This window comes from Sulfitobacter sp., from assembly GCF_036961165.1.
GTDB lineage: Bacteria > Pseudomonadota > Alphaproteobacteria > Rhodobacterales > Rhodobacteraceae > Sulfitobacter.
Genome location: NZ_JBALVJ010000028.1, coordinates 1 through 16,776, shown reverse-complemented (window position 1 = coordinate 16,776; position 16,776 = coordinate 1). Strand labels below are relative to the sequence as shown.

Annotated in this window: 18 protein-coding genes and 1 pseudogene; 12 read left to right on the top strand and 7 right to left on the bottom strand. The window is 59.4% G+C overall.

Annotated elements, in window-relative coordinates:
- Positions 1 to 2 precede the first annotated feature (2 nt).
- Positions 3 to 1,177 (top strand): annotated as a pseudogene (locus V7730_RS12765) (cytochrome P450).
- On the opposite strand, the gene V7730_RS12760 reads toward V7730_RS12765, so the two are convergent.
- On the bottom strand, positions 1,174 to 1,635 hold the full coding sequence (locus V7730_RS12760; RefSeq protein WP_335747978.1) for an Lrp/AsnC family transcriptional regulator: 462 nt from the start codon (positions 1,633 to 1,635) through the stop codon (positions 1,174 to 1,176). The pseudogene V7730_RS12765 and the gene V7730_RS12760 overlap by 4 nt on opposite strands.
- A 139-nt stretch (positions 1,636 to 1,774) precedes the next feature.
- Between V7730_RS12760 and cysG the strand changes: the two genes are divergently transcribed.
- The 7 genes from cysG (at position 1,775) to V7730_RS12725 (ending at position 7,919) form a co-directional block, all read left to right on the top strand.
- The gene (cysG, locus tag V7730_RS12755; protein WP_335747977.1) at positions 1,775 to 3,169 is read left to right on the top strand and encodes a siroheme synthase CysG; all 1,395 of its coding nucleotides are present in this window, start codon (positions 1,775 to 1,777) and stop codon (positions 3,167 to 3,169) included.
- On the top strand, positions 3,169 to 3,465 hold the full coding sequence (locus V7730_RS12750) for a DUF2849 domain-containing protein (protein ID WP_335747976.1): 297 nt from the start codon (positions 3,169 to 3,171) through the stop codon (positions 3,463 to 3,465). Before cysG ends, V7730_RS12750 begins: the two co-directional genes overlap by 1 nt.
- The gene (locus V7730_RS12745; RefSeq protein ID WP_335747975.1) at positions 3,465 to 5,129 is read left to right on the top strand and encodes a nitrite/sulfite reductase; all 1,665 of its coding nucleotides are present in this window, start codon (positions 3,465 to 3,467) and stop codon (positions 5,127 to 5,129) included. The genes V7730_RS12750 and V7730_RS12745 overlap by 1 nt, the downstream gene beginning before the upstream one ends.
- On the top strand, positions 5,119 to 5,841 hold the full coding sequence (locus V7730_RS12740; RefSeq protein WP_335747974.1) for a phosphoadenylyl-sulfate reductase: 723 nt from the start codon (positions 5,119 to 5,121) through the stop codon (positions 5,839 to 5,841). Before V7730_RS12745 ends, V7730_RS12740 begins: the two co-directional genes overlap by 11 nt.
- Positions 5,838 to 6,239, top strand: coding sequence for a DUF934 domain-containing protein (locus V7730_RS12735; protein WP_335747973.1), 402 nt, complete (start codon positions 5,838 to 5,840; stop codon positions 6,237 to 6,239). Before V7730_RS12740 ends, V7730_RS12735 begins: the two co-directional genes overlap by 4 nt.
- A 70-nt stretch (positions 6,240 to 6,309) precedes the next feature.
- The gene (locus tag V7730_RS12730) at positions 6,310 to 7,158 is read left to right on the top strand and encodes a ferredoxin--NADP reductase (protein WP_335747972.1); all 849 of its coding nucleotides are present in this window, start codon (positions 6,310 to 6,312) and stop codon (positions 7,156 to 7,158) included.
- Between the two features lie 47 nt (positions 7,159 to 7,205).
- Complete coding sequence (locus V7730_RS12725) at positions 7,206 to 7,919, top strand: M50 family metallopeptidase (protein WP_335747971.1); 714 nt, start codon at positions 7,206 to 7,208, stop codon at positions 7,917 to 7,919.
- A gap of 50 nt (positions 7,920 to 7,969) precedes the next feature.
- Here V7730_RS12725 and V7730_RS12720 read toward each other — a convergent pair whose 3' ends face one another.
- On the bottom strand, positions 7,970 to 8,773 hold the full coding sequence (locus V7730_RS12720) for a translation initiation factor 3 (protein WP_335747970.1): 804 nt from the start codon (positions 8,771 to 8,773) through the stop codon (positions 7,970 to 7,972).
- A gap of 195 nt (positions 8,774 to 8,968) precedes the next feature.
- On the opposite strand from V7730_RS12720, the gene infC reads away from it, so the two are divergent.
- Entirely contained in the window at positions 8,969 to 9,523 is a 555-nt protein-coding gene (infC, locus tag V7730_RS12715; RefSeq protein ID WP_443070221.1) for a translation initiation factor IF-3, read from the top strand.
- A 134-nt stretch (positions 9,524 to 9,657) separates the two neighbouring features.
- Here infC and V7730_RS12710 read toward each other — a convergent pair whose 3' ends face one another.
- The 5 genes from V7730_RS12710 to V7730_RS12690 form a co-directional block, all read right to left on the bottom strand.
- On the bottom strand, positions 9,658 to 10,452 hold the full coding sequence (locus V7730_RS12710) for an FAD binding domain-containing protein (RefSeq protein WP_335747969.1): 795 nt from the start codon (positions 10,450 to 10,452) through the stop codon (positions 9,658 to 9,660).
- A 112-nt stretch (positions 10,453 to 10,564) separates the two neighbouring features.
- Positions 10,565 to 12,928 (bottom strand): xanthine dehydrogenase family protein molybdopterin-binding subunit, encoded by a 2,364-nt coding sequence (locus V7730_RS12705; protein WP_335747968.1) that lies wholly within the window; start codon positions 12,926 to 12,928, stop codon positions 10,565 to 10,567.
- A gap of 102 nt (positions 12,929 to 13,030) precedes the next feature.
- A complete protein-coding gene (locus tag V7730_RS12700; RefSeq protein WP_335747967.1) occupies positions 13,031 to 13,516 on the bottom strand; it encodes a (2Fe-2S)-binding protein in 486 nt (161 codons plus the stop codon).
- A 114-nt stretch (positions 13,517 to 13,630) separates the two neighbouring features.
- The gene (locus V7730_RS12695; protein WP_335747966.1) at positions 13,631 to 14,620 is read right to left on the bottom strand and encodes a molybdopterin-binding protein; all 990 of its coding nucleotides are present in this window, start codon (positions 14,618 to 14,620) and stop codon (positions 13,631 to 13,633) included.
- Positions 14,617 to 15,585: an XdhC family protein gene (locus tag V7730_RS12690; protein ID WP_335747965.1), complete on the bottom strand. Its 969-nt coding sequence runs from the start codon at positions 15,583 to 15,585 to the stop codon at positions 14,617 to 14,619. Before V7730_RS12690 ends, V7730_RS12695 begins: the two co-directional genes overlap by 4 nt.
- 138 nt (positions 15,586 to 15,723) lie before the next feature.
- Between V7730_RS12690 and V7730_RS12685 the strand changes: the two genes are divergently transcribed.
- The 3 genes from V7730_RS12685 to grxD are packed head-to-tail and all read left to right on the top strand — an operon-like array spanning position 15,724 to position 16,682.
- Complete coding sequence (locus V7730_RS12685; RefSeq protein WP_335747964.1) at positions 15,724 to 15,960, top strand: BolA/IbaG family iron-sulfur metabolism protein; 237 nt, start codon at positions 15,724 to 15,726, stop codon at positions 15,958 to 15,960.
- 5 nt (positions 15,961 to 15,965) lie between these two features.
- Positions 15,966 to 16,316: a hypothetical protein gene (locus V7730_RS12680; protein ID WP_335747963.1), complete on the top strand. Its 351-nt coding sequence runs from the start codon at positions 15,966 to 15,968 to the stop codon at positions 16,314 to 16,316.
- Between the two features lie 3 nt (positions 16,317 to 16,319).
- Positions 16,320 to 16,682 carry a Grx4 family monothiol glutaredoxin gene (gene grxD / locus V7730_RS12675; protein WP_335747962.1) on the top strand — a complete coding sequence of 121 codons (363 nt, stop codon included), beginning with the start codon at positions 16,320 to 16,322 and terminating at the stop codon, positions 16,680 to 16,682.
- The last annotated feature ends 94 nt before the right edge of the window (positions 16,683 to 16,776 follow it).

The following is a 16,776-nucleotide window of genomic DNA, read 5'->3' as shown; positions in this document are numbered from 1 at the left end:
CCATGCAGCGCCTCTCCCAATCACCGTTTGATTCTGATTTCATCCAGAATCCCTATCCCTTCTATGATCGCGCCCGCGCTTGTGGGCCTGTGGTGTTCTGGGAAGACTACGGCTTTGCCGCGGCCTTTGATGCGGCCACCGTTCATGCCTTACTGCGCGACCGCCGCCTGGGCCGTGCTGTGCCGCCTGATCAGGCCACGCCCGTGCCTGACCACCTTGCCTCGTTTCACGCGGTTGAGCGGCACTCGCTATTGGAGCTAGAGCGCCCCGACCACACACGCCTGCGCGGGCTGGTCTTGCGCGCGTTTACCTCACGCCAGATTGCAGCACTTGAGCCTGACATCAAAGCGGTAACAGCAGAGTTGTTGAACAACCTTCCCGCCCAAGGCAGCTTTGATCTGATCCCTGCGTTTTGCACCCAGCTGCCAGTGCGCATCATCGCGCGGCTTTTGGGCGTTCCAAAAGAGATGTCTGCCGACCTGCTGCGCTGGTCCGCCGCGATGGTAGCGATGTATCAAGCTGGCCGCACCCGCGCGGTCGAGGATGCCGCCGCACAGGCAGCGGAAGAATTCGCTGACTTTCTCACGACCTATATCGGCAGCCGCCGCAACGCGCCTGCGGATGACCTTATTTCTGAGTTAATCGCCGCCCAGCAGGACGGATCACGGCTGAGTACGGAAGAGATGATCAGCACCTGTGTGCTATTGCTGAACGCAGGCCATGAGGCGACGGTGCATAGCCTCGGCAATGCTGTCAAATGCCTGATCGAAGACGCAACACCGCTAGAGGCTTTGGCCCCGCAATCCGTGGCCGCCACCTACGAAGAGTTGCTGCGCTATACGCCGCCGCTGCATATGTTTGACCGCTATGTCTATGAAGACGTTGAGATTGGCGGCGCCAAGGTAGCCGTGTGGGGCTTGTCCTTGCCGCGGCGGGGCGTGATCCGGCTGTGTATGACGCGGCAGACACGTTCATGCCGGAACGCGCGGCCAAACCCCACGCAGCCTTTGGGGGCGGGTTGCACTTCTGCCTAGGCGCGCCGCTGGCAAGGATGGAGATGCAGATCGCCCTGCCCGCCCTATTTACGCGTCTGCCAAAGCTAAAGCTGGAAACCCCGCCACGCTTTGCCAACTCCTACCATTTTCACAAGCTCGACGAACTGATGGTCAGCGCCTAGATGGGCAACATCGTTGTGGATTTGATTTGCTCCATCGACAGCAATGCAGTGACATTGTGCACCCGCACTTCGGAAATCAGAGCCTGATAGAAACGGTCGTAGGCGCGGGCGTTCTCGACCCGCACCTTGAGGATATAGTCGATGTCCCCCGCAAGCCGGTGCGCCTCTTGCACTTCCGGGCGGTCCTGCAAGGCCTTGAGAAACTTGGCCTGCCACTCGGCCTCATGCTCGGACGTGCGGATCAGCACGAAGAAACATGCCTCCAGCCCCAGCGCATCGGCGTCTAGCACCACAGTATGCTGTCCGATCACGCCGCCCTCGCGCATTTTGCGGATCCGGTTCCACACCGGTGTCTTTGAGGACCCCACTTCGCGTGCGATATCGTCCAATGATTGGCTCGCATCGCGTTGAAGCGCCGCCAGAATCTTCCTGTCAGTCGCATCTATCCGGACGGCCATTCCGTTTCTCCCAAAATTACAAAACGCATGTTCTGCCTCAACAGCAAGATAGAACAACCATCCTTATATATCCAGACATATGGCAAATTATCAGAACAGCATTCTATTATAGAGCAGCAACGCAGAGGACACGTGACCGATGAACCATTTCCCGATCTTCTTGAGCACACAGAACTCCCGCATTATCGTGTCGGGGGGCGGTGACGCCGCGCTGGCCAAGCTGCGTCTGCTGATGAAAACCCGCGCGCGGATCACAGTCTTTGCTGCTGAACCTGCCCGCGAGATCGAGCAGTGGCACCATGAGAAGCGTCTAACTCTTGTGACCCGCGCGATGGAACATGGTGATGCTGTTTGCGTCAAGCTGTTCTATGGCGCGAACGAAGATGCCACCGAGGATGCGCGCACAGCGCTGTTGGCGCGGGCCTACGGTGCGCTGGTCAATATCGTCGACAACCTCGAAGACAGCCAGTTCATCACGCCCGCCATTGTGGACCGCTACCCAGTGACGATTGCTATCGGCACAGAAGGTGCGGCGCCGGTGCTGGCCCGCGCAATCAAGGCTGATCTGGAAGAGCGTCTGCCCCAAAACCTCGGAACGCTGGCGCGCATCGGCAAGACTTTCCGCAAGGCATCCTACGCCCTGTCCTTTGGCCGTGCGCGGCGTGATTTCTGGCGTGCGTTCTATTTTGACGCTGGTCCCAAAGCGATCAGTGACGGTGAGGAACACGTTCTGCCCGCCCTTGAGGCACTGCTTGATATGCACTTGCACAAACCTGCCCGCACGGGCCATGTGGCGTTTGTTGGCGGCGGCCCCGGTGATCCGGAGCTGCTGACCCTGAAAGCGCGTCGTGCGCTGGATGAGGCTGACGTGGTGATCTACGACCGCCTGATCACGCCAGAGATCCTTGAACTGGCGCGCCGTGAGGCAACCATGATTGATGTGGGCAAAGAGGGCTTTGGCCGTCACACACCACAGGAATATATCAACGCGTTGTTGGTTGAGCACGCTCAGGCCGGCGCACAGGTTGTTCGGTTGAAATCCGGTGATGCCACTGTTTTCGGCCGTCTGGACGAAGAAATTGATGCGGTCGATGCGCATGGCATCGGCTGGCACATCGTGCCGGGCATTACTTCTGCCTCTGCCGCTGTCGCCGCCATCGGGCAAAGCCTGACACGGCGCGGGCGCAACACTTCTGTGCGGTTCATGACCGGCCATGACACACGCGGCTTTGCCGATCATGACTGGCGCACGCTGGCCCAACCGAACGAGGTTGCGGCGATCTATATGGGCAAGAAATCCGCCCGTTTTGTTCAGGGCCGCCTGCTGATGCACGGCGCAGACCGGCACACCCCCGTGACCATCATCGAAAACGCCAGCCGACCCGACCAGCGCGTGCTGGAGACTACGCTTGACGCCCTGCCTGCCGCCCTTGAGGCAGCACAGCTCGGTGGTCCCGCACTCACCTTTCTGGGGCTTGCCCCCCGCGCAGCCTTTGCCGCGGCCCCCTCTCTCAAGCTTGAGGAATTTGCTTAATGCCCAAATCGTTCGAACCCTCTGTCATCACCGCAAATGCCCTAATTGAAGGGGATGTCGTTTATCTGCGCGGCTCCGATTGGGTGCGCGACCTGCAAGATGCCGAAGTCCTCACCGACGAGGCGGACGCGCAATTGCGCCTGATTGAGGCCTCGGCGCGCAGTGCTGAAGTCGTGGGCGTTTACCTGACTGCTGTTGATCCTAAACAGGGCCAAATTCAAACCACACACTTCCGCGAGGCCTTTCGCGCCACCGGCCCCTCCAACTATGCCCATGGCAAACAGGAGAACGTATAATGTACGCCTATTCCGATTTTGACTCCCAATTCATCGCGCAGCGCAACGCCCAGTTCCGCGCACAAGTGGAGCGCCGGATTGACGGCAGCCTGACCGAAGACGAATTCAAGCCCCTGCGCCTGATGAACGGTCTGTATCTGCAATTGCACGCCTACATGCTGCGCGTCGCGATCCCTTACGGCACGCTGAACAGCCACCAGATGCACAAGCTTGCCGATATCGCGGACAAGTGGGACAAGGGCTATGGCCACTTTACAACGCGCCAGAACATCCAGTACAACTGGCTCGAACTGCGCGATGTGCCTGATATGCTTGATGCGCTGGCCGAAGTGGACATGCACGCAATTCAGACATCCGGCAACACTATCCGCAACGTGACCGCAGACCATTTCGCAGGCGCTGCCGCGGATGAAATTGCCGACCCACGCCCGATTGCAGAGCTGATCCGCCAGTGGTCCACCGACCACCCCGAATTCCAGTTCCTGCCCCGCAAGTTCAAAGTCGCCGTCTCAGGCGCGTCCCATGACCGTGCAGTGCTCAAAGCGCATGACATCGGCCTGCAGATCGTTGAACAGGACGGCGCGCGCGGCTACCGCGTGATTGTTGGCGGCGGCCTTGGCCGTACGCCTATGATCGGCAAAGTGCTGTATGATTTTGTGGCCTCCGAAGACCTGCTGCCCACATTGGAAGCCATTGTCAGCGTCTATAACCTGCTGGGTCGCCGCGATAACAAATACAAAGCGCGTATCAAGATCACCGTGCATGAAAACGGCATCGAAGACATCCGCGCCCGAGTTGATGCACGATATAAACTAATCCGGCCACAGTTCACCGGCGTTGACCAGCAGATGCTTTCACGCATCGAGGCGGACTTTGCCTTGCCTCAGTTCGTGACCAAATCACTGGGCGCTTATGAAACCGCCTATACTAATGATCCAGTGTTCCGTGCGTGGGCTGACACCAACCTAAGCGATCACCGTGCGGCTGGCTACGCGATTGTGTCAATCTCGCTCAAGGCGCATGGTGCCACACCGGGGGATGCGACCTCTGACCAGATGCGCGTCATGGCGGAGCTGGCGGCAGAGTTCGGCCACAATGAACTACGTATTTCCCATGAGCAGAACGTGATCCTGCCCCACACGCACCGCGCCGATTTGCCCGCGCTGCATGCCCGCCTGAAAGAGGCCGGTCTGGGGACGGCGAACATCGGTCTGATCTCGGACATTATTGCTTGCCCCGGCATGGATTATTGCGCGCTGGCCACCGCACGTTCGATCCCGATTGCGCAAGAGATCGCCACCCGTTTTGACGATCTAAAGCTTGAGCATGACGTAGGCCCGCTGAAGATCAAGATTTCCGGCTGCATCAACGCGTGCGGACACCACCATGTGGGCCATATCGGCATCCTTGGACTGGACCGCGCCGGCGTGGAGAACTACCAGATCACGCTGGGTGGCGACGGCACCGAAGACGCCAGCATCGGTGAACGTGCTGGTCCCGGTTTCTCGGCCGAGGAAATCACCCCCGCAATCGAGCGGTTGGTGATGGCCTATCTGGACCTGCGCAAAGAGCGTGCCGAGACATTTTTACAAACATATCGCCGCCTCGGGCTCGCGCCCTTCAAGGCTGCACTTTATCCGCAGGCTAAAGCCGATGCCGCTTGATCAGCCCATCAATGCGCGTGTTGACGCGCTTAACACGGCGCTGAAACACCACGCCGCAGCCGATGTGCTGCGCCGCGCGTTTCAGGCCGCACCAAATCTGGCGCTTGTCTCCAGCTTTGGTGCGGAGAGCGTGGCGTTGCTGCATATGGCAGCCACTGTAAAGCCAGATGTGCAAGTCCTGTTCATCGACACGATGCTGTTGTTCCCCGAAACGCTGACCTATCAGCGCGAGGTGGCCAAAAAGCTGGGTTTGCACCGTGTGCAGGTCTTACGCGCGGACACGCTGGATGAAGACCCTGATAACACGCTGCACCAGCGCGATACCGATGCCTGCTGTGACCTGCGCAAAACCCGCGTCCTTGATCAGGCGCTCAAAGGGTTTGACGGCTGGATCACGGGGCGCAAGCGCTACCAGTCGGGTACTCGTGCCGAACTGCCGGCCTTTGAGGTCGAGGCAGGTACAGGCCGGCTCAAGGTCAACCCGCTGGCCCATTGGACCAGCGCGGATGTGCAGGAATATATGGCTGAAAACGCGCTACCGCGGCACCCGCTGGTTGCACGCGGCTACCCGTCGATTGGCTGTACGCCCTGCACATCGCCGGTGACCGAAGGCGAAGACCCGCGCGCAGGTCGCTGGCGCGGACAGGAAAAAGATGAATGTGGCATCCATTTTGTCGACGACAAAATGGTCCGGACAGGAGCAACACAATGAGCGTTATTGTAACCGACAGCGGCTTTGCCGCCGATGACTGGACCCGCAGCTATTGCTCCACCGGAGCGGCCAATGACTGCGTGGCCCTCGATCTACCCTCGGACACGATACCAGAGGGCATTGAGCTGACCCCGACGCTTGAGATGATCCGCGTGGATTTTCCTTCATCAGCGGACGGGCGCGGCTTTACCATCGCACGTGCCTTGCGTCTGCGCGGCTACACGGGCCGTCTGCGCGCGCGCGGCCATGTATTGGCGGACCAATACGCCATGGCACGGCGCAGCGGCTTTGACGAGGTCGAGATCGACGAAGCCCTTGCCGCCCGTCAACCAGACGATCAGTGGCAGTTCCGCGCGGATTGGCAAAGCGGCGATTATCAGGCCCGCCTCCGCGGCTAAGCGGCGCATTGCGCACATCCCTCCCCTTGTCTAAGAAAAGGAACGTGGAGCATGGCTCTGCGGAGAAATCATGACCGAGCATACCCCAGTGACCCTTGATACTGCAAAAGCCGTCCCCACCCTTCCCGATGCGCGGACTGTTACCTCTGTAAAACACTGGACGGACCGGTTGTTTTCCTTCCGCGTCACGCGGCCGGCGTCTTTGCGTTTTCGCTCGGGCGAGTTTGTGATGATCGGCCTCATGGGTGAGCCACACCCCGAGACAAGTAAGGTCAAACCGCTATTGCGCGCTTATTCCATTGCCTCGCCTGCGTGGGACGACGAATTGGAGTTCTATTCGATCAAAGTGCAGGACGGCCCGCTGACTTCGCGTCTGCAACATATCCAGCCGGGTGACGAGATTATCTTGCGGCCCAAGCCTGTAGGCACGCTGGTGCATGACGCGCTGCTGCCGGGCAAACGCCTGTGGTTATTCTCCACCGGCACCGGCTTTGCGCCTTTCGCAAGCTTGCTCCGCGAGCCTGAAACATACGAGAAATTCGACGAAGTCATCATCACTCACACCTGCCGCGATGTGGCCGAGCTGGAGTATTCCCGCACCCTCATCGAAGATTTGAAAGCGGACGAGATGATGCACGAGCTGATCGGCGTCGAGAACCTTGCCAAGATCCGCTATTACCCCACCACCACGCGTGAGCAGAGCCCGAAGATGGGCCGGATCACCACGCTGCTGCAAGACGGCACCGTGTTTCGCGATCTGGGCATTGACGGCATCACGGTCGAGACCGACCGCGCGATGGTCTGCGGCTCTATGGGGCTGAACGTCGATATTAGGGCCGTGCTTGAAGGCTTTGGCCTTGAAGAAGGCGCGAACTCCGATCCCAAGCATTATGTGGTTGAAAAAGCCTTTGTCGGCTAACGCCTAGCCTACCTATTCCATCCCCCGCAGGCGCCGCGAATTGACATTTGCGGCGCCTGCGGTCGTCATGCTGGCATGACCTATCCTATCTCAAATCCCACTGGCAACTTCTGGCGATCACCGCACTTGTCTTTGCGCTGTGGCATACGCCAGTGGTGGTGCCGCTGAAAATTCTTGTGGTTTTTCTGCACGAACTGTCGCACGTGGTCGCCGTATGGCTGACGAGCGGCTCGGTTGAGCAAATATCCCTCTCCCCCGCTCAGGGCGGGTTCGCTGTAACTCGTGGCGGCAGCCGGTTTTCGATTCTGTCGGCGGGGTATATTGGGTCATTGTTGATGGGGGTCGCACTGTTGTTGGCGGCTTTGCGCAGCACCGCAGACCGCTATGTAACTGCGCTATTGGGCGCCATGATGCTACTAATTACAGTGCTTTACGTGCGCGACCTGTTTGCGATCGGATTCTGCGTGGCCGCTGGTCTGGTGCTTTTGGGTATGGCGCGGTTTCTGGGTCATGCCGCCAACGATCTTGCGCTGCGCGTGATCGGGTTGACCAGCGTGATCTACGTCCCCTTCGATATCTTTGATGACACTATCGCGCGGGCGGGTCTGCCATCTGACGCGCATATGCTAGCGGCTGATTTTGGCGGGCCCACCATCCTGTGGGGAGGTCTGTGGCTCGTGATCAGCGTCACAGTCATCCTTGCCTGCCTGCGCCACATTAGGGGGAGCAGCAGCAACTTCTCCCTGCGTCCTCGTCCATAAAAAAGCCGCCCCCGAAGGGGTGGCTTTCGTTTTGCCGAATGGCAAAAGGCTTACATGCCAAGCGCTTGGCGTACACTGTCCAGAGCAGTCTTAAGCAGTTCAGGGTTGTCCTGGGCAGCCTTAAGACCTTTGGTCAGCATTGTTTTCTGCAAAGCACCCAAATCGGAGCCGTCTACCATTTCGGTGACTTTTTCAAGGTTGAAGCCGTCCACTGTCAGCAGTTCGCTCATGGAAGAACCCGTGGCGTCTGTTGCTGCGGCAGTTTCGGTCGCGGCTTCTTCTGTCGCTGCTGCGGCATCAGTTGCGGCTTCGGTGGTTGCAGTTGCTGCGTCCGTTGCCGTTTCTGTTGTCGCCGTCACGGCATCAGATGCTGCTTCCTGCGTCGCTGTCGCTGCGTCGGAGGCTGCCTCAGTTGTCGCCGCTACCGCGTCGGCTGCTGCTTCTTGCGTCGCTGTGGCTGCATCAGCGGCGGCATCGGTTGCCGCTGTTGCTGCGTCGGATACTGCTTCACCGGTTGCCGTTGCGGCGTCGGAAGCGGCTTCTGCGGCTTGATCAGAAACATCTGCGGCCGCATCAACGGCGCCTTCGGCCGCGTCTGCAACAGTTGCTGCTGCATCGCTTGCTGTGTCTGCTACCGAATCGACGGCGTCGGCTGTTGCATCTGCGGCTGCGTCAGTTGCGGCTTCTGTCACGGCGCTTGCCGCGTCGCTGGCTGCTTCTGTCGCTTCCTGAGCAGCCGTGGTGGCCGTTTCAGTTACGTCGCCTGCGATATCCTGAACGCTGCGACCGGAATACAGAACGTATCCCCCTACCGCGATAATCGCTGCAACAACGATCCATACCAAATTCTTCATAGTAGTTCCCCTCTTATTCTCATGCGGGCGGGAAAAATACCCCACTCCATGCCATTGGCGCCCAAATGCGCATGCCAACCAGCAGGTTCAAGTGAAAAACGCACCACTTGGCCCCATCTTTGGACGATTTTAAACTTGAAGAGGACCCTATGGAGGTCTACTTTACAAAATCGGTAATTCAACCATCAAAGGACCATCATCATCGCTCGCAGACCCCATAACGCACCGCCGCAACGTGACACCGGCCCGCGCGTCAATGAAAATATCCGCTCAAATGAAATTCGCCTGATTGGCGCAGATGGCGAGAACGCCGGCGTTGTGACGCCCACGCGTGCTATGGCCATGGCAGAAGAGGCAGGGCTTGACCTTGTAGAGATCTCTCCGAATGCCAATCCGCCAGTCTGCAAAATCATGGACTTCGGCAAGTTTAAATACGAGACGCAAAAGCGCGAAGCCGAAGCCCGTAAAAAGCAGAAGATCATCGAGATCAAAGAGGTCAAGTTCCGCCCGAACACTGACACCAATGATTACGAAGTCAAAATGCGGAATGTTTTCAAGTTTCTGGAGAATGGCGACAAGGTGAAGGTCACCCTGCGCTTCCGCGGCCGCGAGATGGCCCACCAGAATCTGGGCCGCGAGCTGTTGGAGCGCGTTGCAGAAGACACCAAAGAGCAAGGCAAGGTAGAGAACTTCCCGAAAATGGAAGGCCGTCAGATGGTCATGCTGATCGGCCCGCTGCCGACCAAGTAAGACACCTGAACCTGCGTGTTCTGTTAGCGCCTCGGTCTTGATGGCCGGGGCGTTTTGCGTTTTCCCACATGTACAACTAGGCAAAAATATAGCCGCACATTGCTGCGCGGCTATTGTTAGGATTGGAGCGTCGCTTAGCCTGTGATGGCTGCGACCGCCCGCTTCGTCATCACACCAACCAGATGGGCACGGTATGTGGCTGATCCATGCAGGTCGCTGATCATCTGCGAGCCGTCAGCTTTCAGGCCAGCAACCGCATCAGCGCTAAAGTTGCCGTTCAGCGCATCTTCGGCATCGGTCCAGCGGAAAACACCGTTTTCGGACGCGCCGGTAACAGCCACGCGCACGCCATCCGCAAACTTTGCGACGAACACAGCTACCAATGGGAAGCGGGATGCGGGCTGCAAGTGTTTTTCATAGTGCGCGGATTCGGGGATCGGGAACTTCACTTCCGTGATGATCTCGCCTTCTTCCAGTGCCGTCTCGAACATGCCCTGAAAGTAATCGTCCGCCGCAATCTCGCGGCTGTTGGTCACAATCGTCGCACCCGATGCAAGCACGCTGGCAGGGTAACACGCGGACGGGTCATTGTTGGCGACAGAGCCGCCTATTGTGCCACGGTTGCGCACTGCCGGATCACCGATCCGCGCCGCGAGCGATGCAAGCGCCGGATAGTGCGCCGCCGCTTCGGCCGCGACCGTCGCATGGGTTGTGCCGCCACCAATGCAAAGCCGTCCATCGGAGTCGGTGCACACTCCCTTCATCTCGGCGATGCCGAGCAGCGATACCAGTACGGATGGTGCCGCAAGGCGTGCTTTCAGCGTCGGGATCAGGGTCTGCCCGCCGCTGAGCGGCTGCGCTTCTTCCCGGCTCAGCGCCTTGACCGCGTCCGCGATCGTGCCGGGCATTTCAACATCGAAGTTATACATTCTATCTTCCTTTCAGCTTGGAGGTCTGCCTGCTGTCAGGCTTAACCTCCGGCTTCATTTGTCTTTCATCTAATGAGCGCGAGACAGGCAAAGCGTCTGTCCCGCACTTCGCTTAGCTATTCATCGCTTCCCAGACGCGGTGCGGTGAGACAGGCATGTCGATGTGATCGACCTTGCTGCCGCCCGAACGCATTGCGTCCAACACCGCATTCACCACCGCCGGAGGCGAGCCGATCGCACCAGCCTCCCCACAGCCTTTGACGCCCAGAGGGTTGTGTGTACAGGGCGTTTGGCACGAATGGTCGACATCATAGAACGGCAGATCAGAGGCGCGCGGCATGGCGTAGTCCATGTAGGACGCGCTCAGAAGCTGGCCATCGCTGTCATAGGCGCAATTCTCGAGCAATGCTTGCCCAATGCCTTGCGCGATACCGCCATGGACCTGCCCTGTGACGATCATCGGGTTCACGATGTTACCAAAATCATCCGCCGCCAAGAACCGCTCGACCGTGACCTGACCCGTTTCGGGGTCAAGCTCGACCTCGCAGGCGTAGGCGCCCGAGGGGTAGGTGAAGTTGGACGGGTCGTAGAACGCCGTCTCTTCCAGACCCGGCTCGATCTCCTCCAGCGGGTAGTTGTGGGGCACATAGGCGGCAAGTGTCACATCGCCCCAAGCGACGGATTTATCCGTGCCTGCAACGGTGAACGCCCCGTCTTTCAGCTCCACATCGGACTCAGATGCTTCCAGCAGGTGGCTGGCGATCTTGGTGGCTTTGGCGATGATCTTTTCAGTCGCGCGCACCATGGCAGAGCCGCCCACCGCGAGGGAGCGGGAGCCATAGGTGCCCATGCCCATCGGTGTGTTGGCCGTGTCGCCGTGCACAATCTCGACCATATCCTCGGGGATGCCGATCATGTCTGCGACGACCTGAGCAAAGGACGTCTCATGCCCCTGCCCGTGGCTGTGGCTGCCTGTCATGATGACCAGACCACCCGTCGCGTTGACCCGCACGGTGCACGACTCAAACAGACCCGCGCGCGCGCCCAGTTGCCCCACGAGGTTCGACGGTGCGATACCGCAAGCCTCAATATAGCAGTTCACGCCGAAGCCGCGCAGTTTGCCTTTGGCTTCCGAATCTTTGCGGCGTGCGGCAAAGCCGGGGATGTCAGCCATCTCTTCAAGCTTGTCCATGGTCGCCACGTAATCGCCCGTGTCGTATTCCACAGCCACTGGCGTGGCATAGGGGAACTCCATGATGAAGTTCTGGCGGCGCAGTTTGATCGGATCGACGCCCAGCTCATGCGCTGCTTTGTCCACCAGACGCTCAAGCTGATAGGTCGCCTCGGGGCGGCCGGCACCACGGTAGGCGTCAACGGGAACAGTATTAGTGAATACCGCCTTCACGTTCACATAGATCAGCGGTGTTTTGTAGTTACCTGCCATCAGCGTGCCGTGCAGCCACGTTGGCACGGACGGCGCAAAGGTGCTCAGATACGCGCCCATGTTGGCGTAAGTATCCGTGCGCAGCGCGGTAAAGTTGTTGTCCTTGTCCAGCGCCAGCTGGATCTTGGTCACATGGTCACGACCATGCGCATCTGACATGAACGCCTCGGAACGCGACGAGGTCCACTTGACCGCACGGTTACAAACTTTGGCGGCGAAGGTCACAAACGCTTCTTCCTGATAGTGGAAGATTTTTGTGCCAAAACCGCCGCCCACATCGGGGGACACAACGCGCAGCTTATGCTCTGGGATACCAAGCACGAATGCGCCCATCAGCAGGCGGATCACGTGGGGGTTCTGCGATGTGGTGAAAAGCGTGTGATCGCCTGTGCCGCGGGAATAATCCCCCACCGCCACGCGCGGCTCCATCGGGTTGGCCACAAGGCGGTTGTTGACCAACTCGAGGGTGGTCACGTGGTGCGCCTCCTCGAAAGCTGCATCCACAGCGCCCTTATTTTCTTCGACAAAGCCCCAGTCATAGCACAGGTTCGACGTCAGATCGTCGTGCACCTTGGGCGCACCGGCCTTGACTGCATCCTTCATGTTGACGACCGCAGGCAGCTCATCAATATCAACGACAATCGCCTCGGCCGCATCGCGGGCCTGCTCCAGCGTCTCGGCAACAACGGCGGCAATCGGTTCGCCCACGTGGCGGACTTTTCCATGCGCCAGCACCGGATGGCGCGGCTCTAGCATCGGCTCGCCGTGTTTGTCCGTGATCTGCCAGCCGCACGGCACCGATCCAACAGCCTCGAAATCCGCTCCGATGAAGATACGCACCACGCCGTCCATCCCCTCGGCGGCGGACGTGTCAACGTTTGTCAGCGTACCATGAGCGATATCAGAGCGCAGGAAATAGACATACGCCTGCCCGTTCACGTTGATGTCGTCCGTATAGTTACCTTCTCCGGTCAAAAACCGAATGTCTTCGCGCCGCTTGCTGCTGGCGCCGATACCACTATCCTTTGGCATTATCATTCCTCCCTAAGAGCGGTGCGCGTGCTGCACACCAAAGCTATAGAACGCGGACCATACCGCGCGGCTTGCTACCCACCTACCCGCGGGTAACAGCCGTTATTCCGCAGCGATTGAGCTGACGTCCTGACCGGATGCCGCCATGATCGCTTTGACGATATTGTGGTAGCCCGTGCAGCGGCAGATGTTGCCGTCGAGATAGTGGCGAACGTCCGCCTCAGTAGGCTTGGGGTTTTCTTTCAGCAATGCTGCGGCAGACATCACCATGCCAGGTGTGCAGAAACCACACTGCAGGCCGTGGTGGTCCTGAAAAGCCTGCTGGATGGCGTTGAGCGTGCCGTCCGGCGCCGCCTGCCCTTCGATGGTCGCCACTTCGGCACCTTGCGCTTCAACAGCCAGCATCGTGCAGGATTTCACCGCTTCGCCGTTTACATGCACCACACATGCGCCGCACTGGCTGGTGTCACAGCCAACATGCGTACCGGTCATACCCAGCTTGTCGCGTAGGAATTGCACCAGCAGCGTACGCCCTTCGACCTCTCCTGTCGCGGCTTTCCCGTTCACAGTCATTTTAACCTGTGTCATTGATGTCCTCCCAGACTCTCGCTTTCCTGTCATTGAGCAGAGTTAAGCACGGCCTTGGTCCGTTGAGAACCAAAAAGTTACCTTGACGCGGTATGTTGCAAGATTGGGCTTAGCTCAGGTGCGCGGTCGGCGCGGCTGTGGTCGGGTGGGAATCTCTTTGAGCAAACCACCCACGCCCATGCCGGCAATGTCACGCGCGCTGATTTCCACGCCGCAGATGACCCGCGCCAATACCCAGTCGGCACCGTTCAGCGCCGGAGAGCGTGCACAGCCTGGCAGGCCGATCACCTGCTGCGCCCAGCGTCTGCCCAGAAACAACAGGTTTCCCGGATCAACCGGCATGCCAAAGCGGGTGATCTCTCCGCCTGCCAGCACCAGCGCCGAGGGTGCCACATCGGCGATATCGGAGGTGGCTGAGCCGGTCAGAACCAGCACCAAGGGCGTTTGCGCTGCCTCAATGGCCGCGCGCAAATCTTCCGTGCGGTGCGGCACCAGCGTGACAGCCTCAAGCGTAACGCCAAGCGCCGTGAGCCTGTCTTCAATCGCTGCGCGCCCCTTGTCGCCCGCCCCGCCGGGGATCTCGGTGATGATCAGCGTGGCACGTTCCAACACCGGCGCGGCAAGACGGATCGCGCCGCGTGCGGCTTCAATCGCCGTGTCCAGTGCCGGACGCGGCACGCCGTAGGAAATGATCTTGATCGTGGCTATCATATCGCCTGCGCGCACCTGATGATGCGGCGGGACAGTCGCAACCGTGATCATCGGATCACCGCCGTTCACAGCATCCAGCGCCGCCACATCCAACACAGCAACGCCCGCGTGATCTGCGATCAGGTTCACACGTCCGGTAAAGGCGGTGCTGCGGTGCATCCCACTGCTGCCCAGCATCAACGCATCTGCCAGCGCGTCTGCGGCAGCGTCTTCGCCCACATCACCGTGCCCGAGTGCGGCGACAATTACCCGTTCAATCTGCGCGCCTTGCAGCGCAGCAATGTCGGCAGAATCCAATACCTGCCCCTTGCGCAATCGCCCCTGCGGCAGCGCTACAGAATGCGCCAACACGCAACCTGTGGCGTATTTAGTGGCGACGGGACCAAACTTCATGGCAGGCGCAGGGCTTCGATCATCTGCGCAAGGATCGATACCGCGATCTCCGCAGGGCCGGCCGCCCCGATGTTAAGGCCAACAGGGCCGTTAATGCGCGCAATGGTATGTGGATCAAATCCAGCCTCTGTCAGCCGTTCTATCCGCGCAGCATGGGTGCGTTTTGACCCCAGCGCGCCTATATAAAACGCGCCAGAGCGCAGACCGACAAAAAGCGCGGGATCATCCAGTTTGGGATCATGGGTGAGCAACACTAGCGCGGTGCGGGTGTCTATACCTACCTGCTCCAACGCGGCATCGGGCCAGTCGTTGATCACCTGAGCATCAGGGAACCGTGCAGCAGAACCGAAAGCCTCACGCGGGTCAATAACAAAGGGATCAAAGCCTGCAATACGCGCCATTGGCACCAGCGCCTGCGCGATGTGCACCGCGCCGACAACGACCAACCGCAGCGGCGGGTTGTGGATCGCGACAAAGGTTTCGCCATCTTCTTCCAAACCCGATCGGTCCATACGGAAGCGGCTTTCATGCCCGTCAGACACCAATGCACGGTGGTTACCGTTTAGGGTTACCTCATAGGCGACGGGAGTGCGCGCGGCGCGCGCCTCAACCAAGGTTTCCAGCATGTCTTGCGGCATGCCGCCGGTGCCCACAGGCTCAACCAGTACGCGGATCGTACCGCCACAGGCCAGCCCGACGGCAAAAGCGTCACCATCGCTGACGCCATATTCCAGCACCTTGCTTTCACCCTCTTCCAGCGCCTCAAGCGCTTCGAGAACGACAGCCCCTTCGACACATCCACCCGAAACCGACCCTTCCATCTCACCCTCGGAAGAGACGACCATTTGCGCCCCTACGCGGCGTGGCGCGGAACCCCAGGTCTCAATCACAGTGGCAAGCGCCGCGCGGCGGCCTGCTTTGATCCATGCCAACGCCTGTTCCGGCGCGCCTGATATTGCTCGCATGTCTTTGCCCCTCCTATCGAAGTTGGACCCTTAGCGTCTGCCAAACCGCCGCTGTGTGCAAGGTATGATCTTGCTCCCTTGCACGCAGGGCTATGCCCTACTACATCTAACCCAAAGCCATCATGACGGAGCCCGACTATGCCAATGCAAGCCAACGAAATCGAAGACCTTCTGCGGACCAGCTTTCCCAACGCGCAGATCGTTGTCGAAGGCAACGACGGCGTGCACATGTCGGCGATGGTCGTCGACGAAAGCTTTCGTGGCATGAACCGTGTCCAGCAGCAGCGCGCCGTCTATGCCGCGCTCAAAGGCAAAATGGATGGCACAAACGGCAATCTACACGCGCTGGCGCTTACCACCAAAGTACCGGAGTAGCGGTCATGTGGCTGTGGATGCTGGGTGCGGCTGTGTTTGGAGTGGCGGCGATCGTCGTCGCACACTACCGCGCAGCATCACGTCACTATGTTCCACTGTCGCACCGCCAACCTGACCGCCACAAGCAGAACGACAAAGTCCCGCTCGGTCACGAAGCGCTTGATATGACAGAGGTCTTGCGCACCCAACGCCTGCATCAGGGGCTGGAGCGCACCACAAGTTTTTACCGCGGTCTAGGCGGCGGCAGCGATGCCCCGAACCTGATCGATCCCAAGGGACCTTCCCTGCCCGACGATGAAACCTATAGCGCGCGCTATCATGCCGCGTTCCAGACCAAAAAAACACAAGGACACTAGCAAATGAGCGATGCAACCAAGACGATCAAAGACACTGTGACCAGCAACGACGTTGTCCTGTTCATGAAGGGTACCAAGGAAATGCCGCAATGCGGGTTCTCTTCTCGCGTGGCCGGTGTGCTGAACTACATGGGCGTCGAGTTTTCCGACGTGAACGTGCTCGCGGATGAGCAAATCCGTCAGGGCATCAAAGAATTCTCTGACTGGCCCACGATACCGCAGCTGTACGTCAAAGGCGAGTTTGTCGGCGGTTGCGACATCATCACAGAGATGACCATGTCCGGTGAGCTGGACACGCTGTTTGCCGAAAACGGCGTGACCTTTGACAAAGACGCGGCAGAAAAGATCCGCGAAGCCAACGTCTGATCCGACCACCAGCCGAACGCAAAAGCGCGCCTCCATTGGGTGTCAATCGCAGAGCAATAATGGGCCAAGTCGCGGCGAAAAAAGGGGCCCTTCG

Coding starts and splice junctions, on each gene's coding strand:
- V7730_RS12760 (WP_335747978.1), bottom strand. CDS start 1,635: ATGGCCGTCCGGATAGATGCGACTGACAGGAAGATTCTGGCGGCGCTT.
- V7730_RS12685 (WP_335747964.1), top strand. CDS start 15,724: ATGCCAATGCAAGCCAACGAAATCGAAGACCTTCTGCGGACCAGCTTT.
- V7730_RS12710 (WP_335747969.1), bottom strand. CDS start 10,452: ATGTATAACTTCGATGTTGAAATGCCCGGCACGATCGCGGACGCGGTC.
- V7730_RS12750 (WP_335747976.1), top strand. CDS start 3,169: ATGCCCAAATCGTTCGAACCCTCTGTCATCACCGCAAATGCCCTAATT.
- V7730_RS12735 (WP_335747973.1), top strand. CDS start 5,838: ATGAGCGTTATTGTAACCGACAGCGGCTTTGCCGCCGATGACTGGACC.
- V7730_RS12690 (WP_335747965.1), bottom strand. CDS start 15,585: ATGCGAGCAATATCAGGCGCGCCGGAACAGGCGTTGGCATGGATCAAA.
- cysG (WP_335747977.1), top strand. CDS start 1,775: ATGAACCATTTCCCGATCTTCTTGAGCACACAGAACTCCCGCATTATC.
- grxD (WP_335747962.1), top strand. CDS start 16,320: ATGAGCGATGCAACCAAGACGATCAAAGACACTGTGACCAGCAACGAC.
- V7730_RS12680 (WP_335747963.1), top strand. CDS start 15,966: ATGTGGCTGTGGATGCTGGGTGCGGCTGTGTTTGGAGTGGCGGCGATC.
- V7730_RS12745 (WP_335747975.1), top strand. CDS start 3,465: ATGTACGCCTATTCCGATTTTGACTCCCAATTCATCGCGCAGCGCAAC.
- V7730_RS12700 (WP_335747967.1), bottom strand. CDS start 13,516: ATGACACAGGTTAAAATGACTGTGAACGGGAAAGCCGCGACAGGAGAG.
- V7730_RS12705 (WP_335747968.1), bottom strand. CDS start 12,928: ATGCCAAAGGATAGTGGTATCGGCGCCAGCAGCAAGCGGCGCGAAGAC.
- V7730_RS12730 (WP_335747972.1), top strand. CDS start 6,310: ATGACCGAGCATACCCCAGTGACCCTTGATACTGCAAAAGCCGTCCCC.
- V7730_RS12695 (WP_335747966.1), bottom strand. CDS start 14,620: ATGAAGTTTGGTCCCGTCGCCACTAAATACGCCACAGGTTGCGTGTTG.
- V7730_RS12740 (WP_335747974.1), top strand. CDS start 5,119: ATGCCGCTTGATCAGCCCATCAATGCGCGTGTTGACGCGCTTAACACG.
- V7730_RS12720 (WP_335747970.1), bottom strand. CDS start 8,773: ATGAAGAATTTGGTATGGATCGTTGTTGCAGCGATTATCGCGGTAGGG.